At 45.6% G+C, this 16581-nt stretch carries 15 protein-coding genes; 5 read left to right on the top strand and 10 right to left on the bottom strand.

Annotation, left to right across the window (positions count from 1 at the left end):
- Nucleotides 1–48 precede the first annotated feature (48 nt).
- Nucleotides 49–1419 (bottom strand): adenylosuccinate lyase, encoded by a 1371-nt coding sequence (gene purB, locus HMPREF2700_RS10565; RefSeq protein ID WP_070591989.1) that lies wholly within the window; start codon nucleotides 1417–1419, stop codon nucleotides 49–51.
- Between the two features lie 210 nt (nucleotides 1420–1629).
- Here purB and HMPREF2700_RS10560 point away from each other — a divergent pair, with 210 nt between their 5' ends.
- Nucleotides 1630–2070 carry a surface-adhesin E family protein gene (locus tag HMPREF2700_RS10560; protein WP_070591987.1) on the top strand — a complete coding sequence of 147 codons (441 nt, stop codon included), beginning with the start codon at nucleotides 1630–1632 and terminating at the stop codon, nucleotides 2068–2070.
- Nucleotides 2071–2455: 385 nt separating this feature from the next.
- On the opposite strand, the gene HMPREF2700_RS10555 is transcribed toward HMPREF2700_RS10560, so the two are convergent.
- Nucleotides 2456–3025, bottom strand: coding sequence for an L-threonylcarbamoyladenylate synthase (locus HMPREF2700_RS10555; RefSeq protein ID WP_070592022.1), 570 nt, complete (start codon nucleotides 3023–3025; stop codon nucleotides 2456–2458).
- Between the two features lie 71 nt (nucleotides 3026–3096).
- A complete protein-coding gene (purD, locus tag HMPREF2700_RS10550) occupies nucleotides 3097–4368 on the bottom strand; it encodes a phosphoribosylamine--glycine ligase (RefSeq protein WP_070591985.1) in 1272 nt (423 codons plus the stop codon).
- Nucleotides 4369–4508: 140 nt separating this feature from the next.
- Between purD and HMPREF2700_RS10545 the strand changes: the two genes are divergently transcribed.
- Nucleotides 4509–4820, top strand: coding sequence for a DUF4298 domain-containing protein (locus HMPREF2700_RS10545; RefSeq protein WP_070591984.1), 312 nt, complete (start codon nucleotides 4509–4511; stop codon nucleotides 4818–4820).
- A gap of 54 nt (nucleotides 4821–4874) precedes the next feature.
- Here the strand turns inward: HMPREF2700_RS10545 and HMPREF2700_RS10540 are convergent, their stop codons facing one another.
- The 5 genes from HMPREF2700_RS10540 to HMPREF2700_RS10520 all read right to left on the bottom strand — a co-directional run bounded on the left by HMPREF2700_RS10540 (nucleotide 4875) and on the right by HMPREF2700_RS10520 (nucleotide 9078).
- Nucleotides 4875–5486, bottom strand: a complete 612-nt coding sequence (locus HMPREF2700_RS10540; RefSeq protein ID WP_070591982.1) for an IMPACT family protein — start codon at nucleotides 5484–5486, stop codon at nucleotides 4875–4877.
- A 61-nt stretch (nucleotides 5487–5547) separates the two neighbouring features.
- On the bottom strand, nucleotides 5548–6480 hold the full coding sequence (locus tag HMPREF2700_RS10535) for an electron transfer flavoprotein subunit alpha/FixB family protein (RefSeq protein WP_070591980.1): 933 nt from the start codon (nucleotides 6478–6480) through the stop codon (nucleotides 5548–5550).
- A gap of 10 nt (nucleotides 6481–6490) precedes the next feature.
- Nucleotides 6491–7240 carry an electron transfer flavoprotein subunit beta/FixA family protein gene (locus HMPREF2700_RS10530; protein ID WP_070591978.1) on the bottom strand — a complete coding sequence of 250 codons (750 nt, stop codon included), beginning with the start codon at nucleotides 7238–7240 and terminating at the stop codon, nucleotides 6491–6493.
- Between the two features lie 186 nt (nucleotides 7241–7426).
- The gene (gene waaC / locus HMPREF2700_RS10525) at nucleotides 7427–8395 is read right to left on the bottom strand and encodes a lipopolysaccharide heptosyltransferase I (RefSeq protein WP_070591977.1); all 969 of its coding nucleotides are present in this window, start codon (nucleotides 8393–8395) and stop codon (nucleotides 7427–7429) included.
- A gap of 47 nt (nucleotides 8396–8442) precedes the next feature.
- Nucleotides 8443–9078 (bottom strand): nicotinamidase, encoded by a 636-nt coding sequence (locus HMPREF2700_RS10520; protein ID WP_070591975.1) that lies wholly within the window; start codon nucleotides 9076–9078, stop codon nucleotides 8443–8445.
- 170 nt (nucleotides 9079–9248) lie between these two features.
- On the opposite strand from HMPREF2700_RS10520, the gene tsaA reads away from it, so the two are divergent.
- A complete protein-coding gene (gene tsaA / locus HMPREF2700_RS10515) occupies nucleotides 9249–9923 on the top strand; it encodes a tRNA (N6-threonylcarbamoyladenosine(37)-N6)-methyltransferase TrmO (RefSeq protein ID WP_070591973.1) in 675 nt (224 codons plus the stop codon).
- Nucleotides 9924–10018: 95 nt separating this feature from the next.
- Here the strand turns inward: tsaA and gap are convergent, their stop codons facing one another.
- Nucleotides 10019–11023 (bottom strand): type I glyceraldehyde-3-phosphate dehydrogenase, encoded by a 1005-nt coding sequence (gene gap / locus HMPREF2700_RS10510; protein ID WP_070591971.1) that lies wholly within the window; start codon nucleotides 11021–11023, stop codon nucleotides 10019–10021.
- A gap of 648 nt (nucleotides 11024–11671) precedes the next feature.
- Here gap and lpxC point away from each other — a divergent pair.
- Nucleotides 11672–12586: a UDP-3-O-acyl-N-acetylglucosamine deacetylase gene (gene lpxC, locus HMPREF2700_RS10505; RefSeq protein WP_070591969.1), complete on the top strand. Its 915-nt coding sequence runs from the start codon at nucleotides 11672–11674 to the stop codon at nucleotides 12584–12586.
- 236 nt (nucleotides 12587–12822) lie between these two features.
- On the opposite strand, the gene ggt is transcribed toward lpxC, so the two are convergent.
- Entirely contained in the window at nucleotides 12823–14592 is a 1770-nt protein-coding gene (gene ggt, locus HMPREF2700_RS10500; RefSeq protein WP_070591967.1) for a gamma-glutamyltransferase, read from the bottom strand.
- Nucleotides 14593–15074: 482 nt separating this feature from the next.
- Here ggt and gnd point away from each other — a divergent pair, with 482 nt between their 5' ends.
- Complete coding sequence (gene gnd / locus HMPREF2700_RS10495) at nucleotides 15075–16523, top strand: decarboxylating NADP(+)-dependent phosphogluconate dehydrogenase (protein ID WP_070591966.1); 1449 nt, start codon at nucleotides 15075–15077, stop codon at nucleotides 16521–16523.
- The last annotated feature ends 58 nt before the right edge of the window (nucleotides 16524–16581 follow it).

Here is a 16581-nt window from a genome sequence, read left to right as displayed (position 1 = left end):
TATACAAAAAATCTCAATAACTAAGAAAGTGCGCCCTGCAAAAACCTTTTAAATTCGTTTTGCCAACTCTTCGGCTTTGCCCACATACAACGCAGGGGTCAGCTCAAGCAATTTGGCTTTGGCTTCTGCCGGAATTTCCAACGACTCGATAAAGAGTTTCAACACTTCAGGCGTAATGCCGTCTTTACCGCGTGTCAGGTCTTTCAGCTTCTCGTAAGGATTAGCCACGCCGTAACGACGCATTACGGTTTGGATCGGCTCGGCCAGCAGCTCCCAAGTAGCGTCCAAATCGGCAGCAAGGGCGGCAGGATTCGGCTCAAGCTTGTTCAGACCGCGCAGATGGGCGGCAAAGCCCAATACGGTATAGCCCACACCTACGCCCATATTACGCAATACGGTGCTGTCGGTCAGGTCGCGCTGCCAACGGGAAATCGGCAGTTTTTCAGACAAAAAGCCCAATACGGCATTGGCCATACCGAGGTTGCCTTCGGAGTTTTCAAAGTCGATCGGATTGACTTTGTGCGGCATGGTGGAAGAACCGACTTCGCCTGCTTTGACTTTTTGTTTAAAGTAACCCAAAGAAATATAGCCCCAAACATCGCGGTTAAAGTCGATCAGAATCGTATTAACACGGCTGATGGCTTGGAAGAATTCCGCCATATAGTCATGCGGCTCGATTTGAATGGTGTAGGGGTTGAAGGTCAGGCCTAGACTGATTTCAACGAAGTTGCGGCAATGGGTTTCCCAATCCACATCGGGATAAGCGACCATATGGGCATTGTAGTTGCCGACTGCGCCGTTGATTTTGCCGAGGAACTCTTGCGCTTGCAGGTTTCTAAACTGACGTTGCAGGCGGTACACGACATTGGCGATTTCTTTACCCAATGTGCTTGGCGTAGCAGGTTGGCCATGCGTGCGGCTCATCATAGGGACGGCAGCCAACTCATGCGCCATGCCGGTCAACTTCTCGATGATTTCGGTCAGTTTCGGCAGCAAAACAGCCTCACGTGCTTCTTGCAGCATTAAAGCGTGGGACAGGTTGTTGATGTCTTCGCTGGTGCAGGCAAAGTGGATGAACTCGCTGGCAGCAGCCACTTCAGGCACGCCGGAGAAGCGTTCTTTCAGCCAATATTCGATGGCTTTGACGTCGTGATTGGTGGTCAACTCAATGGCTTTGACGGCGGCGGCATCTTCAAGCGAGAAGTTTTCGATCACTTTGTCGATTTCGGCAAGCGTAAAATCGCTGAAAGCAGGAACTTCTACAATCTTAGGCTCGGCGGCAAGGGCTTTGAGCCAGTTTAATTCAACTTTGACACGCGCACGCATCAGGCCGTATTCGGAGAAAATCGGACGCAATGCTTCAACGGATTTGGAGTAGCGGCCATCTAATGGGGAAAGTGCAGCGATAGGGTTAATCATGTCGGATCTTCCTATGGGATGAAAACCAAATTGTTTGCAATTATACATGATTTTACACTCCAAGGCCGTCTGAAAGACAGGTTTCAGACGGCCTTTTCAGCGTATTTTTCATAAAATTCTTTTCAGAGGTTCAACTTTGCAAAATCGATTTACGATATATGCCATCTTCACGGATAATATCGGCTGACTTTTTGTAAATAATGAGGTTTTATGAATATCAAACGTTTTTCCCTAGCTGCAACCATATTTGCGGCTTTGATGTTGAGTGCCTGTGAAACAACTACCACATCGAGCGGCGGCGGCAGCTGGACCAATATCGGCACCATCTCTGAAGGCAATATCAAAGTGGCCATTGATAGAAGCAGCATTAAAAGAAATGGCGCACTGGTTACTTTCCGCGATAAAAAAACCGTTTCCAAACTGAAAGAAGAGCGTTTCGTCAATACGCCGGCCTATAAAACAGCCATCGGCAACTGGGAAATTCATTGCTCAAACAAAACCTATCGCCTGGCAGCGCTGCAACTGATGGACGAACACGGCCGGGTGATTTCCAACCAAAGCTATACGCCGACCAGCATCCGCCCAATGAGCGTCATGAGCGGTACGATTACTGAAAAACAATACGAAACTGTGTGCGGACATAAGCTTTAATCCACACTTATTCACAAAGTTATCCACAGTTTAAATATTTAAAAGGCCGTCTGAATGCTTTGAATATCAAGTTTCATACGGCCTTTTTATGTTTTGATGGAAATTTATCTTCAAATTTATCCACAAAATTTGTTTATTCAAAAATGATTTATTACAGTGATTCATTTATGCTCAAAATTTGCTTCATTCTTTGCAAGAGCATTTCACAAAATACTGCTTTCTACTCTATTTACTGACTTACTATCTGCTTAATCGAGCTGTATTTACAGACTGCTATGCATCAAACTGGATCTGCGCTAAATACTTTTCACAAAGGTATTCCAATCTTTTGGAAAAAATTTTCTTCTCCAAATAAATACCTTTCCTTTGATAATACAGCCCTTCTTTAACGCAGCCTTGCCCCCGTTTCTCCGTCAATAATCTGGCTAGGCGTTTTCTGCTTACCTATCAATCCGCCTACAACCCAGACTTTCCTGCCAAACTGTCTCCTGACTTCCCTTTCTGTTTTGCACGCCCGTTTGCCTGCACGATTGCATGAAGTAGAGACTAAAGGCATTTCCAAAACCTGACACAAACGTCTTGCACCTGCGTGCGCAGGAACCCTGACAGCCAATTTACTGCGTCCTTTCCCACGCAATGAGGGTAATACTTTTTTGCCGACCGGCAATAAAAAAGTTTTCGGAGCCGGCCATGCTTCATGCAGCATGGTTTGGATATTTTCAGACGGCCTTTGCAGCAAAGGTTGCAACTGTTCCAAGCTATGGCCAATGACAATCATGCCTTTGTGTTGCGGTCGTTTTTTCAGATGAATCAGTTGATTGAGTGCTTTGGGCAAAGTAGGGACACAGCCCAAGCCATAGCAAGACTCGGTAGGATAGGCGACCAAACCGCCTTTTTTAAGATGCGCCTGCAGCTTGCGTTGGGCTGCAGCCGATAAAATTCTGGGGAACATCATCATATACCAAGGCCGTCTGAAACTGCGATTGTCGGACAATCTGTGTTCAGACGGCCTATTTCTATTCATTATTAACGGTTGATGGCTTTATCGGCAATGTCTTTACGGTATTGCATACCGTCAAAACGGATTGTTTCCAATGCCTCATAAGCCTTGCTTTTAGCTTGTGCAACATCATCGCCCAAACCGACTACACACAATACACGGCCGCCGTTGGTTACCACTTCGCCTTTTTCATTCGTTGCAGTACCGGCATGGAAAACTTTACCGATTTGATTGGCCTTATCCAAGCCAAAGATCACATCGCCTTTTTTTGGAGAATCAGGATAATTTTGTGCGGCCAATACCACGCCTACTGCAGTCTGCGGATTCCATTCGGCGGTAACACTATCCAGTTTGCCGTCAATTGCCGCTTCAACCAAATCCACCAAATCACTATCCAAACGGCTCATAATCGGCTGGGTTTCAGGGTCACCGAAACGGCAGTTAAATTCGATGGTATAAGGCGCACCGGTTTTATCAATCATCAAGCCCGCGTATAAAAAGCCGGTAAATTCATGACCTTCTGCTTTCATACCGGCCACAGTCGGCAAAATAATTTCATTCATCGCGCACTCGTACACATCAGGCGTTACCACCGGAGCAGGGCTGTACGCGCCCATACCGCCGGTATTAGGACCTTTGTCGTCATCCAGCAGGCGTTTATGGTCTTGACTGGTTGCCATCGGCAAAACATGATTGCCGTCCACCATAACGATAAAGCTTGCTTCCTCGCCTTGCAGGAAATCTTCAATCACAACACGTGCGCCTGCATTGCCCATTTTGTTACCCAACAACATATCGTCAATAGCGGCATGGGCTTCATCCAAAGTCATGGCGACAATCACGCCTTTGCCGGCAGCCAAACCATCCGCTTTAATAACAATCGGCGCACCTTTTTGGTTGACGTAATCATGTGCCGCATCGGCATTTTTAAAGGTTTGGTATTGCGCGGTTGGAATCTTATATTTTGCCATAAATGCTTTAGCAAAATCTTTTGAACTCTCCAGCTGAGCCGCGTATTGAGTCGGACCAAAAATCTTCAATCCGGCAGCACGGAAATCATTCACCACACCGGCAGCCAAAGGAGCTTCAGGGCCGACTACGGTAAAGTCAATATTTTCATTACGGCAAAAATCAATCAAATCTTGATGCGCCGTCAACGCTACATTCTGCAGTTTAGGCTCAATTGCCGTTCCGGCATTACCAGGTGCAACAAAGACAGTTTCTACTTTAGACGACTGCGCCAATTTCCAAGCCAGTGCGTGTTCACGTCCACCATTACCAATAACGAGCAATTTCATACCATCTCCTTGAAGAATAGATGTTGTAAATAAAATTCAATCGATGGAATATTGTTCCATCTTGCCTAGCTGTTTCAAATTAAGAATAATATCGCACCAAGACAACCATACTCTAATTTCAAACAACGAAAGGACAAATCATGCAAAAACGTATTGACGAAATTCAAAACAAATACCGCGAATGGTGCGAATTACTGCCGCAACTGGAAGCAGATATCGCCCGCTGGAAACATGCTGCAAGCCTCATGCAAGACATGGATGACTTCTATACCAACGAATACCAAGCATGCCATCAAGCCATTGAAGAAGGGGCAGATGTTGATTTGCGCACACAGGGCGAATACAGCATTATGAGCGAAGATGCCCTATGGAACGCACTGGGGGAATTTCATCAACTGGCTTGGGAACACCTGCGCTCAAGCGTAAATGCTTTAGACAGATACCAAAGCTAAAACATTAAAGGCCGTCTGAAACTTTTGATTTCTCAAATATGTTCAGACGACCTTTTATTTAAACGGCTTCTCAATATCTACTCCAATCTGGCGCGTATTTTTCCAAGCAGCAATACAAGCTTCATAATCGGCCAACGCTATTTTCACTGTCAACTTACAATCCAGCTGCAAATCCTGTTCCACAATATCGGCTTGATATTGTTTGGCAATCCGTATCGCCTCATTCAAAACAGGATATTCACACTTCAACCAAACTGTCTTTTCGACATTCTTTTCAACAACTTCTGCTATTGCCAGTGCCTGAGCCGTTGATTCCTTATACGCATGAATCAAACCGGGAACGCCCAATAGCGTACCACCAAAATAACGCACAACCACAACCAACACATCCGTTACACCGACAGAATCAATCTGCCCCAAAATAGGGCGGCCTGCGCTTCCGGACGGTTCTCCATCATCGTTTGCGCGAAACTGCATTCCATCCACACCCAATCGATAGGCGTAACACCAATGTCGCGCCTTGTGATGCTCTTCCTTTAATGGGTCGAGATATTTCTTCACATCGGCCAAAGTGCGAATCGGATAGGCGTATGCAATGAAGCGACTGCCTTTATCTTTAAATTCAGCCTGTGTTGGAGTGGTAATGGTTTTATAGGTCGTAATCATGCCAAAATATTTTCAGACGGCCTTATATAACGAAGGCCGTCTGAACGTTTCACGTGAAACATTATTTTTTCAGTGCTTCAGTCAGTTGAGGCACAACTTCAAACAAATCACCAACCAAGCCATAATCTGCTACATTGAAAATCGGAGCGTCAGCATCTTTGTTGATAGCAACGATCACTTTACTGTCCTGCATACCGGCAACGTGTTGGATAGCACCAGAAATACCGATAGCGAAGTATAGTTGCGGCGCAACCACTTTACCGGTTTGTCCGACTTGGGCATCGTTTGGCGCATACTCGGCATCCACTGCCGCACGGGAAGCACCAATCGCTGCACCCAAAGCATCCGCCAAAGGAGTCAACACTTCATTGAATTTTTCAGCACTGCCCAATGCACGGCCACCGGAAACAATCACTTTTGCCTGAGTCAATTCAGGGCGGTCAGACTGAGAAAGTTGACGGTTTACGAAACGGCTCAGGTTTTGAGCAGGCGTTGCCTCAACATTGACCACTTCTGCATTACCGCCTTGTCCGGCAGCATCAAATGCGGTTGCACGGAAAGTCAGCACCAGTTTTTCAGAATTGGATTGAACGGTTTCAAATGCATTACCGGCATAAATCGGACGGACAAATTTCGAGTTATCCACAACTTCGGTTAAATCCGAAACTTGTGGCACATCCAACAGGGCGGCTACTCGGGGCAACAGATTTTTACCAAACGCAGTTGCAGTCGCAGCCACATAGCGGTAATCCGCAGCCAGTTTAACAACCAAAGGCGCTAATTCTTCTGCCAAACCTTCGGCGAAATAGGGCGCATCGGCTACCAAAACTTTCGCTACGCCTGCAACCTGTTTTGCCTCTTCAACCACCGCAGCAGCATTGCTGCCGGCAACCAATAAATCTACATTACCCAATTTGGCGGCAGCCGTTACCGCATGCAAAGTGGCAGGATTCAAATGTTGGTTATTATGTTCCGCAATAATCAATACGCTCATTTCATACTCCTTAGATCACTTTGGCTTCGTTTTTCAGCTTTTCAACCAACTCGACAACATCAGCCACTTTCACACCGGCTTGACGTGCTTTAGGTTCGGCAAATTTCACGGTATTCAAACGCGGAGAAATATCCACAGCCAAATCGGCAGGACTCAATTTTTCCAAAGGTTTTTTCTTTGCCGCCATGATATTAGGAAGTTTGACAAAGCGTGGTTCGTTCAAACGCAAATCTGCACTGATGACCGCAGGCAGCTTCAATACAACAGTCTCTTCGCCGCCGTCAATTTCACGGGTTACCAATGCTTCTTCGCCTTCAATTTGCACTTTTGATGCAAAAGTACCTTGAGCCGCATTTAACAACGCAGCCAGCATTTGGGCAACTTGGTTGGCGTCATCGTCAATTGCCTGTTTGCCCAGCAATAAAATTTGCGGATTTTCTTTATCCGCAACAGCTTTCAGCAATTTCGCAACAGCCAAAGGCTCCAACTTCGCATCAGTCTCAACATGAACCGCACGGTCGGCACCCATCGCCAAAGCAGTACGCAACGTTTCTTCGCATTTTTTCTCGCCAAGAGAAACAGCAACAATCTCGCTTACTTTTCCGGCTTCTTTCAAACGGACAGCTTCTTCTACCGCGATTTCATCAAACGGGTTCATCGACATTTTGACATTACCGATATCCACATCGGAACCATCGGCTTTTACACGAACTTTGACGTTGTAGTCCACTACGCGCTTTACTGCGACCAGTGCTTTCATTCAATTCTCCTAAAAAGAATGTCCATCAAATCAAGCATACTGCTTTTGATACATTCTTTATATAAAATCCAATTCGATCTTTCACCAACATGATAAAACCAAATTTGTATAAATCTTGGCAAATAGAGCGGAATTATATCATTTCTAAAGCATTTACTCAGAAAATAAATCCACCCCCTCCAGCAATTATTTACCGTACGCTGCAATACAATCCATCAAGGTTTGATAAACCTCGTCAACATTGGGAATTTGAGCAATACCGCCTAAATTTTTTGCATAAGCCGAAACTTGAACGCCGGTCTTGGCCGGATCGGTGTCTGTATAAATTCCTACAACAGGCTTTTCCAAGGCATTGGCAAGATGCAGTAGTCCGGTATCTACACCAATAATACCCTCTGCGTTTTTCAATAAAAATGCAGCCTGTAATAAATTCATTTTGTCGCAAACCGAAGCGAACGGTAAATCGCTTGAAATCTGCTCCGCACGCATTTTTTCGGTTTCATTTCCCCATGGCAGATACACATTGCATTGTTGTTCTTCATTCAACTTTTTCAATAATGCATGCCAGTGTTCTACCGGCCATAATTTACTGTCGCGACTGGTTGCATGCAAAGCAACGTAATAGGGAGATTGCAAATTTTTCAGACGGCCTGATTCAGGAACCAACAAACCAAATACCTGCGTTTCAGGCATTGTATAACCAAATGCTTGGGCGAATAATTCACGGTTTCTCCAGACCGCATTTTTGCCTTTCGGTACGGCAAATGTTTTACTGTACACAAGGGCAGCCAAACTTTCACGCGCGCTGTGTTTATCCAAACCGTAAATAGGGGATTTCGCCATTTTGGCAAAGCATGCGCTTTTAATCAGTCCTTGACTATCTAAAATAAAATCAAAAGATTCAGCCTGTAAATCCGTTTTCAGACGGCCTATTTCACGCCATGTTTCAGCCTGAAAAAGCTGTTTGCGCCACTGCCGCCATTTCATTACATGAACCTTTTTGACAAAAGGATGTAAGCGGGCGATATCTGCAAACCCTGCCTCACACAGCCAATGGAGCTCCACATCAGGACATTGTCGCGCCAAATCTTCAACTGCGGGCAACGTATGAATTAAATCGCCCATACTGGACAAGCGGACAAGTAAAATCTTCATATTTTGGAAAATGTTTCACGTGAAACAACAGAATTTAAAAATATAATTTATTGATTATTAATATATTTTCTTATTTCTTCGGCGTTTTCTAAAATAATAGCCCCGGCAGAATGCATTTCCTGCCATGCAGATTCAACCGTTTTCGGAGCAATGCCACGGCAAGCAGCCTGATTGACAATGACTTTCCAAGCACCCCCTTTAAGCAACTGTAAAACTGTTGTCTTCACACAATAATCCGTTGCCAAACCGCCGACAATAACTGTATCTGCATTTTGACAGCGCAACCATTCTATCAAACCTGTACTGAGCTTTTCTTCAATATCGTGAAAACATGCACCGTAAGGGTGTAACTCAGGATCAACGCCTTTCCAAACGCAATAATCGTATTCTTTGGCTAAAGGCAGGCCATCCAACAAATCATAGCCATATGTTCCAACCATCGCATGCGATACCCAAGTCAAATCCGCATCGGGTAAACCCGTCAGTTTTAACATATCAACAGGATTATCCACAAGCCATTTTGCCGCGGCATGATGCGCATCTTTCGTCATTACGCGTAAATCTGCCAATGCAGCTTGGGCATTGAGTTCATCCGCAATCAGATGACCTTCGGCAACGGGCAATTCTTTCGGGCACAAAGGCGTAAACGTTTTTTGTGCATCTACATCGATAGAAACAATCATGGATTAACATAACCTATTGATTTTATTTTATATTATTCGAATTAAGCATTTATTGCCAATGTACGGACATTTGGAATAAATGCTTTGTATTATAACAAATTACTACCGCAAAATGTGGGAAAACATCTGTGATATGATGACAGTTTGCACAGAATATTTATCCACAAATTATGTCCTATTCGATTACGCCTATTGCAACCGTTCATTCTCCCTACAAACAAAAATTCGGCATTGCCCGCCAACCCGGTTTGGTTCCTGCAGCAGAAATTTGCATTGAACTCACTCCTGAATTTACCGCAGACAGCGTTCGGGGCTTGGAAGATTTCGACTATGTGTGGATAAGCTTTATTTTTCACGGCGTATTGGATGAAGGTTGGGCGCAAATGGTGCGTCCGCCACGGCTTGGAGGCAAACAAAAAATGGGCGTATTTGCCACGCGCAGCCCGCACCGCCCCAACCATCTCGGTTTATCCCTGCTGAAACTCGAACGCATTGAAACAGGAAAACCTGTCCGCATCTATTGCAGCGGTGCAGACCTGTTGGACGGTACTCCGATAGTGGATATCAAACCCTACATCCCCTTTGTCGAATCCAAACCTGACGCATCATCAGGCTTTGTCAGCGGCAAACCTGAAGAATTGAACGTTGTCTGGGCAGAAAGTACGCTTGCGGAACATTTATCCACAGAAAAAAAACATCTCATTGAGCAAAGCATCGCCCAAGATCCTCGTCCTGCCTATCAAGATATTCCCGAACGGATTTATGTGATGAATATTGCGGATTATGAAGTACAGTTTAGGATAGAAAACAAATGTGCCACAGTGATTAAACTATCCACAACCTGATTGCAAATTGAATCTATCTACACACAAAAGGCCGTCTGAAATATTCAGACGGCCTTTGAATTATTCACAGACTGATTGATTCAACCTGTTATCCTTTAGATTTTGCTGGCAAAGAATTCCAAGGTACGAACCAATTGGCAAGTGTAAGACATTTCATTGTCGTACCAAGCAACAGTTTTCACCAATTGTTTGTCGCCAACTGTCATCACGCGGGTTTGAGTTGCATCGAAAAGTGAGCCGTATTCAATACCGATGACGTCGGAAGAAACGATTTGATCTTCAGTGTAGCCTAAAGCATCGTTGGCAGCAGCCTTCATGGCTGCATTGATTTCTTCTTTGGTAACAGGACGTTCGAGAACAGAAACCAGTTCGGTCAAAGAGCCGGTAGCAACAGGAACGCGTTGGGCAGAACCATCAAGTTTGCCGTTCAACTCAGGAATAACCAAGCCGATGGCTTTCGCGGCACCGGTGCTGTTCGGTACGATATTCAAGGCAGCGGCACGGGCACGGCGGAAGTCGCCTTTGCGGTGTGGCGCGTCAAGGGTGTTTTGGTCGCCGGTATAAGCGTGGATGGTGGTCATCAGGCCTTCAACAATACCGAACTCTTTTTGCAATACCGCAGCCATAGGGGCCAAACAGTTAGTCGTACAAGAAGCGGCAGAGATAACGGTTTCACTGCCGTCCAAAATATCTTGGTTTACGCCGTATACAACGGTTTTCACATCATTGCCGCCAGGTGCGGAAATTACAACTTTGCGCGCACCGGCACGGATATGGGCTTCAGCTTTGGTTTTGCTGGTAAAGAAACCGGTACATTCGAGAACAACGTCCACACCCAGCTCGCCCCAAGGCAATTCTTCAGGATTAGGATTGGCAAATACTTTGATTTCTTTGCCGTTAACAACAATCGCATCATCTTTCAATTCGGCAGAGCCTTCAAAGCGGCCTTGAGTACTGTCGTATTTAAAGAGGTGCAGCAGCATATCGGCAGGAGTCAAGTCGTTAACAGCAACGACTTCGATACCTTGGGCTTTTTCAATTTGACGCAATGCCAGACGACCGATGCGGCCAAAACCATTAATCGCTACTTTAATACTCATTTTGCTACTCCTATTAGATGGAATGGGAAAAATTTTTCAGTAAGTCCATTGTATCCTGAAATAAAATTACTTTCTAGGATTACAGATAATTACTTTTAAGTTGTTTGATTTAAATAAAGAAAACATGAAATTCTTGTTTGTAGGAAAATATCAGACAAATCGAACCAGTCCTGACTTTTGATATTTTATTTCATAAAAACTGTTTTCCAATCTTAAAAGTTTCATAAGTTTATGGAAATCATAAGCTTAGTTCTATTCCTCCATATTTTGCCGATTTTGTGTTGATAATTCAGTATTTTTTTCAAATCATAATATTTTAATTTTTAAAATGATAATTTTGATGAAGAACCAAACTATCTGTGGATAACGGAATAACTTTCTTTAAAACCAATTTGATAATTAATTTTTATCTTTGAGGCCAACCTCAACTGAATGCCGGAATAAAAAAGGATAGAATCTTAGTTTTCCTATTTAGCTGTGGATAAAACCCAAATTACCCACTTCAATTTCACATACTATTGTGGATAATTAAAATTTTGAAATTCACACCCGCAAAATATCCATATTAGCAAATACTATTAAAAATGATGGCTTGTTTTTTCCTTTTTAACGTATCATATCCATCAGACTTTTTAAAAGGAAGCAATTATGCTGCAACGGACTTTAGCCAAATCAGTAAGCGTTACCGGCGTCGGCCTGCATTCGGGCGAAAGGGTCGCTCTGACTTTGCATCCTGCCGAAGAAAACAGCGGTATTTCGTTCCGCCGTACTGATTTAAGTGGAGAAATGGGCGAAGTAATCAAATTGAATCCTTATTTGATCAACGATACCCGCCTCTCTTCAACCATCGTTACCGATAAAGGCGTGCGCATCGGCACGATTGAACACATTATGTCGGCACTGTCTGCCTACGGCATCGACAATGCCTTGATTGAATTGAACGCGCCTGAAATTCCGATTATGGACGGCTCCAGCCTGCCGTTTATTTACCTTTTACAAGATGCAGGCGTGGTGGATCAAAAAGCCCAAAAACGTTTTTTGAGAATCCTCAAACCGGTTGAAATCAAAGAAACCGGAAAATGGGTGCGCTTTACGCCTTATGACGGCTTTAAAGTGACTTTAACCATCGAATTTGACCATCCCGTATTCAACCGCAGCGCACCTACTTTTGAGATTGATTTTGCAGGAAAATCCTATATCGATGAGATTGCCCGCGCCCGTACCTTCGGCTTTATGCACGAAGTGGAAATGATGCGCGCCCACAATCTCGGACTGGGCGGCAATTTGAACAATGCTATCGTGATTGACGATATGGATGTCTTGAATCCGGAAGGTTTGCGCTATCCCGATGAATTTGTCCGCCACAAAATCCTTGATGCGATTGGCGATTTGTACATTGTCGGCCATCCGATTATCGGCGCATTTGAAGGTTACAAATCAGGTCATGCCATCAATAATGCGCTGTTGCGCGCCGTTTTGGCAGATGAAAGCGCTTACGAATGGGTTGAGTTTGCCGATGACGAAGACTTGCCCACCGCTTTTCACGAGCTGCCGGCAGCCTGATAGAAAATAGATAAAGCAGTCCAATGAAAAGGCCGTCTGAACCTTTCAGACGGCCTAAATCATGTCGTTTTCCACAAGTAATTATCCACATATTCATCCCTTTTATCTTATTGAAAAATAAAAATATTAAAATTTAACATTATTCTTATACACATCTTATCCATATATTTTCCCAAACTAAAAGACCGTCTGAACAACTAGGTTTCAGACGGCCTTTGCATGTCAAACCGACAATATCAATCGCCCATGACTTTGCCTTCACGACGCGGGTCGGCGCCGCCGAGCAAACCGTCTTTGCCAATTACAATCCCTTGTACGCCGGAATTCAAATCGCGGATTTGGACTTTGTAGCCCAGTTGTTCCAACGCTGCCGCTTTGTCCGCCGCTGCAGTTTTTTCCTCGATTTCATACTGGCTGCCACGATTGAGCATATTCGGCAGTGAAATTGCCGTCTGAATGTCCATACCCCAGTCGATATGCGCCACCAGCGTTTTGGCGACGAAACCGATAATACGGCTGCCGCCGGGCGAACCGACCGCCATATAAGGTTTTCCGTCTTTCATCACAATGGTCGGCGCCATCGAAGAACGCGGCCGTTTGCCGCCTGCCACGCTGTTTGCCACCGTTTTACCGTCTTCTCCGACAGGATTGAAAGCAAAATCGGTCAATTCATTGTTGAGCAGATAGCCGTTTGCCATCAGCCCCGAACCGAACGCATTTTCAATCGAAGTCGTCATTGACACGACGTTGCCGTCTTTATCCACAACCACCAAATGGCTGGTAGACGGCAGCTCGATCGCCATACCCTGCGCGTATTTCTTACCAAACTTGCCCGCCTGAATGTTTTCCAACGCCTTGTCAGCTTTGCGGATTTCTTCGGCACGCGGTTTCAAATAAGCCTGAGAAATCATGGCTCGGGTCGGAACGTTCACAAACGCAGGATCGCCGACATAATAATCACGGTCGGCAAAAGCAATCCGCGACGCATCGCCTATCCAGCGCCAACTGTGGATATTTTCCGACCCCAACGCCTTCATATCCTGATTTTGCAAGACGCCTAAAATCTCGCCCAAAGCAATCGCGCCGGAACTTGGCGCGCCCATGCCGCAGACTTCATATTCGCGATACGGCGCGCAAACCGGTTCGCGCTCGATAACGCGGTAGTTTTTCAAATCCGCCATACTGATTTTGCCGGGGTTATCCACAGCGCCGGTAACGGCACGGACAATATTCTGCGCCTGCGCCCCCTGATAAAACGGCGCGCTGCCTTTTTCCGCCAACAGGCGTACGGAGCGGGCAAATTCAGGGTTTTTCAACACCGTTCCCGCTGCCAAAGGCTTGCCGTCGGGCAGGAAATACGCGGCGGTTTGCGGATAACGTTTCAAAGGCTCCAAATTTTGCTCGATGGATTTCGCCATGCGCGGTGAAACGGCAAAACCTTGTTCCGCCAAAGTAATCGGTTTCTCAAACAGGCTTGCCCACGGCAATTTGCCGTAACGCTTATGGACATCTTCCAGCAGCTTCGGAATCCCCGGCACACCGACCGAACGGCCGCCGACCACCGCTTTCATAAAGCCCATCGGTTTGCCGTTTTCATCCAAGAAAAGTTCCGGTGTTGCCGCTTTCGGCGCTGTTTCACGGGCATCAAACGTCGTCAGCTTTTTCGCCTTATTGTCCCAATACACTAAAAACGCGCCACCGCCCAATCCGGAAGATTGCGGCTCAACCAATCCCAAAGTTGTCTGCATGGCAATCATCGCATCTATCGCGCTACCGCCGCGTTTCAAAATCTCGTAACCCGCTTCGGTCGCCAACGGATTGGCAGACGCCGCCATAAAATGTTTGGCGCGGATCAATTTCTGCTCCGTCAGCCCCGTCCCTTGCTCCGGCGCATGGTTATCCACAGATACAGCGGGCAGGGCAACTTGAGGCTTTTTAACCGGCTGTTGCGCACAAGCGGCCAAAATCAAAACGGATAACAGATTAATACTAAAGGAAAACTTCATATACACACCCTTATTGAAATATTTTCAGACGGCCTTTTCCCGGCTTAAATAAAAGGAAATATGAAAATAGCTTGAAATAAAAAACCATTTGACTATTTCTCTAGTCAATCAGTTCCAATTGGAGAAGTATAAAACAAGCTAAGATTGTGCACAGGCAAAAAATTACCCACAGAATGAAGCAGAAGGAAAAATTTATCCACATCTGCAAACAAGGCTGACCATACTTTATCCTCATCAAAAAATATCAGCTAAGTATTTGAAAAAATTTTGTAATAAAACTTATCAACACGCTGGGGCAGCACTCAATATCATCTTCTATTTATTATTTAAAATCTAATTTATAGTTTGTTTTCCCAAAGGCAAAGGCCATCTGAAACGTAAAGGCATCTTTTCAAAAAATTAAAAAGTTAAGGATTGTTAAAAAGTTGTAAATCAGCTAGAGTTACGCTTGATAAATTTAATTAATAATGGAGTTTCACCAAATGAAAGGCGACATTGGCGTTATCGGCCTTGCCGTGATGGGGCAGAACCTGATTCTCAACATGAACGACAACGGTTTTAAAGTTGTCGCATTCAACCGTACGACCAGCAAAGTAGATGATTTTTTAAACGGCGCAGCCAAAAATACCAATATTATCGGCGCATATTCACTGCAAGATCTGGTTGATAAATTAGAAAAACCGCGCAAAATCATGATGATGGTTCGCGCTGGTTCTGTTGTTGACGATTTTATCGAGCAACTCGTTCCGCTTTTGGACGAAGGCGACATCATTATTGACGGCGGTAATGCCAACTATCCTGATTCCACCCGCCGTACACATGAGCTAGCCGCAAAAGGCATCCGCTTTATCGGTGCCGGCGTATCCGGCGGCGAAGAAGGTGCGCGTCACGGCCCTTCTATCATGCCCGGCGGCGATGAAGCCGCATGGCCTGCCGTTAAGCCGATTTTCCAAGCCATCTCCGCCAAAACGCCTCAAGGCGAGCCTTGCTGCGACTGGGTCGGCCGTGACGGTGCGGGCCACTTCGTCAAAATGGTGCACAACGGCATCGAATACGGCGATATGCAGCTGATTTGTGAAGCGTACCAATTCATGAAAGACGGTTTGGGCCTGTCTTATGACGAAATGCACCAAATCTTCAACGAGTGGAACAAAACCGAACTGGATTCTTATTTGGTTGAAATTACCGCCGCGATTTTGGGTTACAGAGATGAAAACGGTGAACCTTTGGTCGAAAAAATCCTTGATACCGCAGGTCAAAAGGGCACAGGTAAATGGACCGGCATCAATGCCCTCGATTTGGGTATCCCGTTGACCCTGATTTCCGAAGCCGTGTTTGCACGTTGCGTGTCTGCGTTTAAAGACCAACGCGCCCAAGCAAACAGCCTGTTTGGTAAAACCATTACCCCAATTGAAGGCGACAAAGCCGCATGGGTGGATGCTTTGCGCCAAGCCTTGTTGGCATCCAAAATCATTTCTTATGCACAAGGCTTTATGCTGATCCGCGAAGCTAGCGAAAATAACGATTGGGCATTGAATTACGGCAATACTGCCCTCTTGTGGCGCGAAGGCTGCATCATCCGCAGCGCCTTCTTGGGCAATATCCGCGACGCATACGAAGCCAATCCTGATTTGGTATTCTTGGGTTCCGATCCTTATTTCAAAGGCGTATTGGAAACCTGTCTGCCTGCATGGCGTAAAGTGGTGGCCAAAGCGATTGAGTGCGGTATTCCGATGCCTTGCATGGCTTCCGCCATTACCTTCCTTGACGGCTACACTTCCGAGCGTCTGCCGGCCAACCTGCTGCAAGCGCAACGCGACTACTTCGGCGCACACACTTACGAGCGTACCGACAAACCGCGCGGCGAATTCTTCCATACCAACTGGACAGGCAAGGGCGGCGATACCGCTTCAACCACATACGATATCTAATTTGCCAGAGCAAACAAAAGGCCGTCTGAGTATTTCAGACGGCCTTTTTATAGGGTTA

Origin of the sequence: Neisseria sp. HMSC068C04, assembly GCF_001810105.1 — a bacterium.
Taxonomy (GTDB): Bacteria; Pseudomonadota; Gammaproteobacteria; order Burkholderiales; family Neisseriaceae; genus Neisseria; species Neisseria flavescens_B.
Note: the sequence above shows the minus strand (reverse complement) of the source record. Positions and strands in the feature narration are given on the sequence as shown.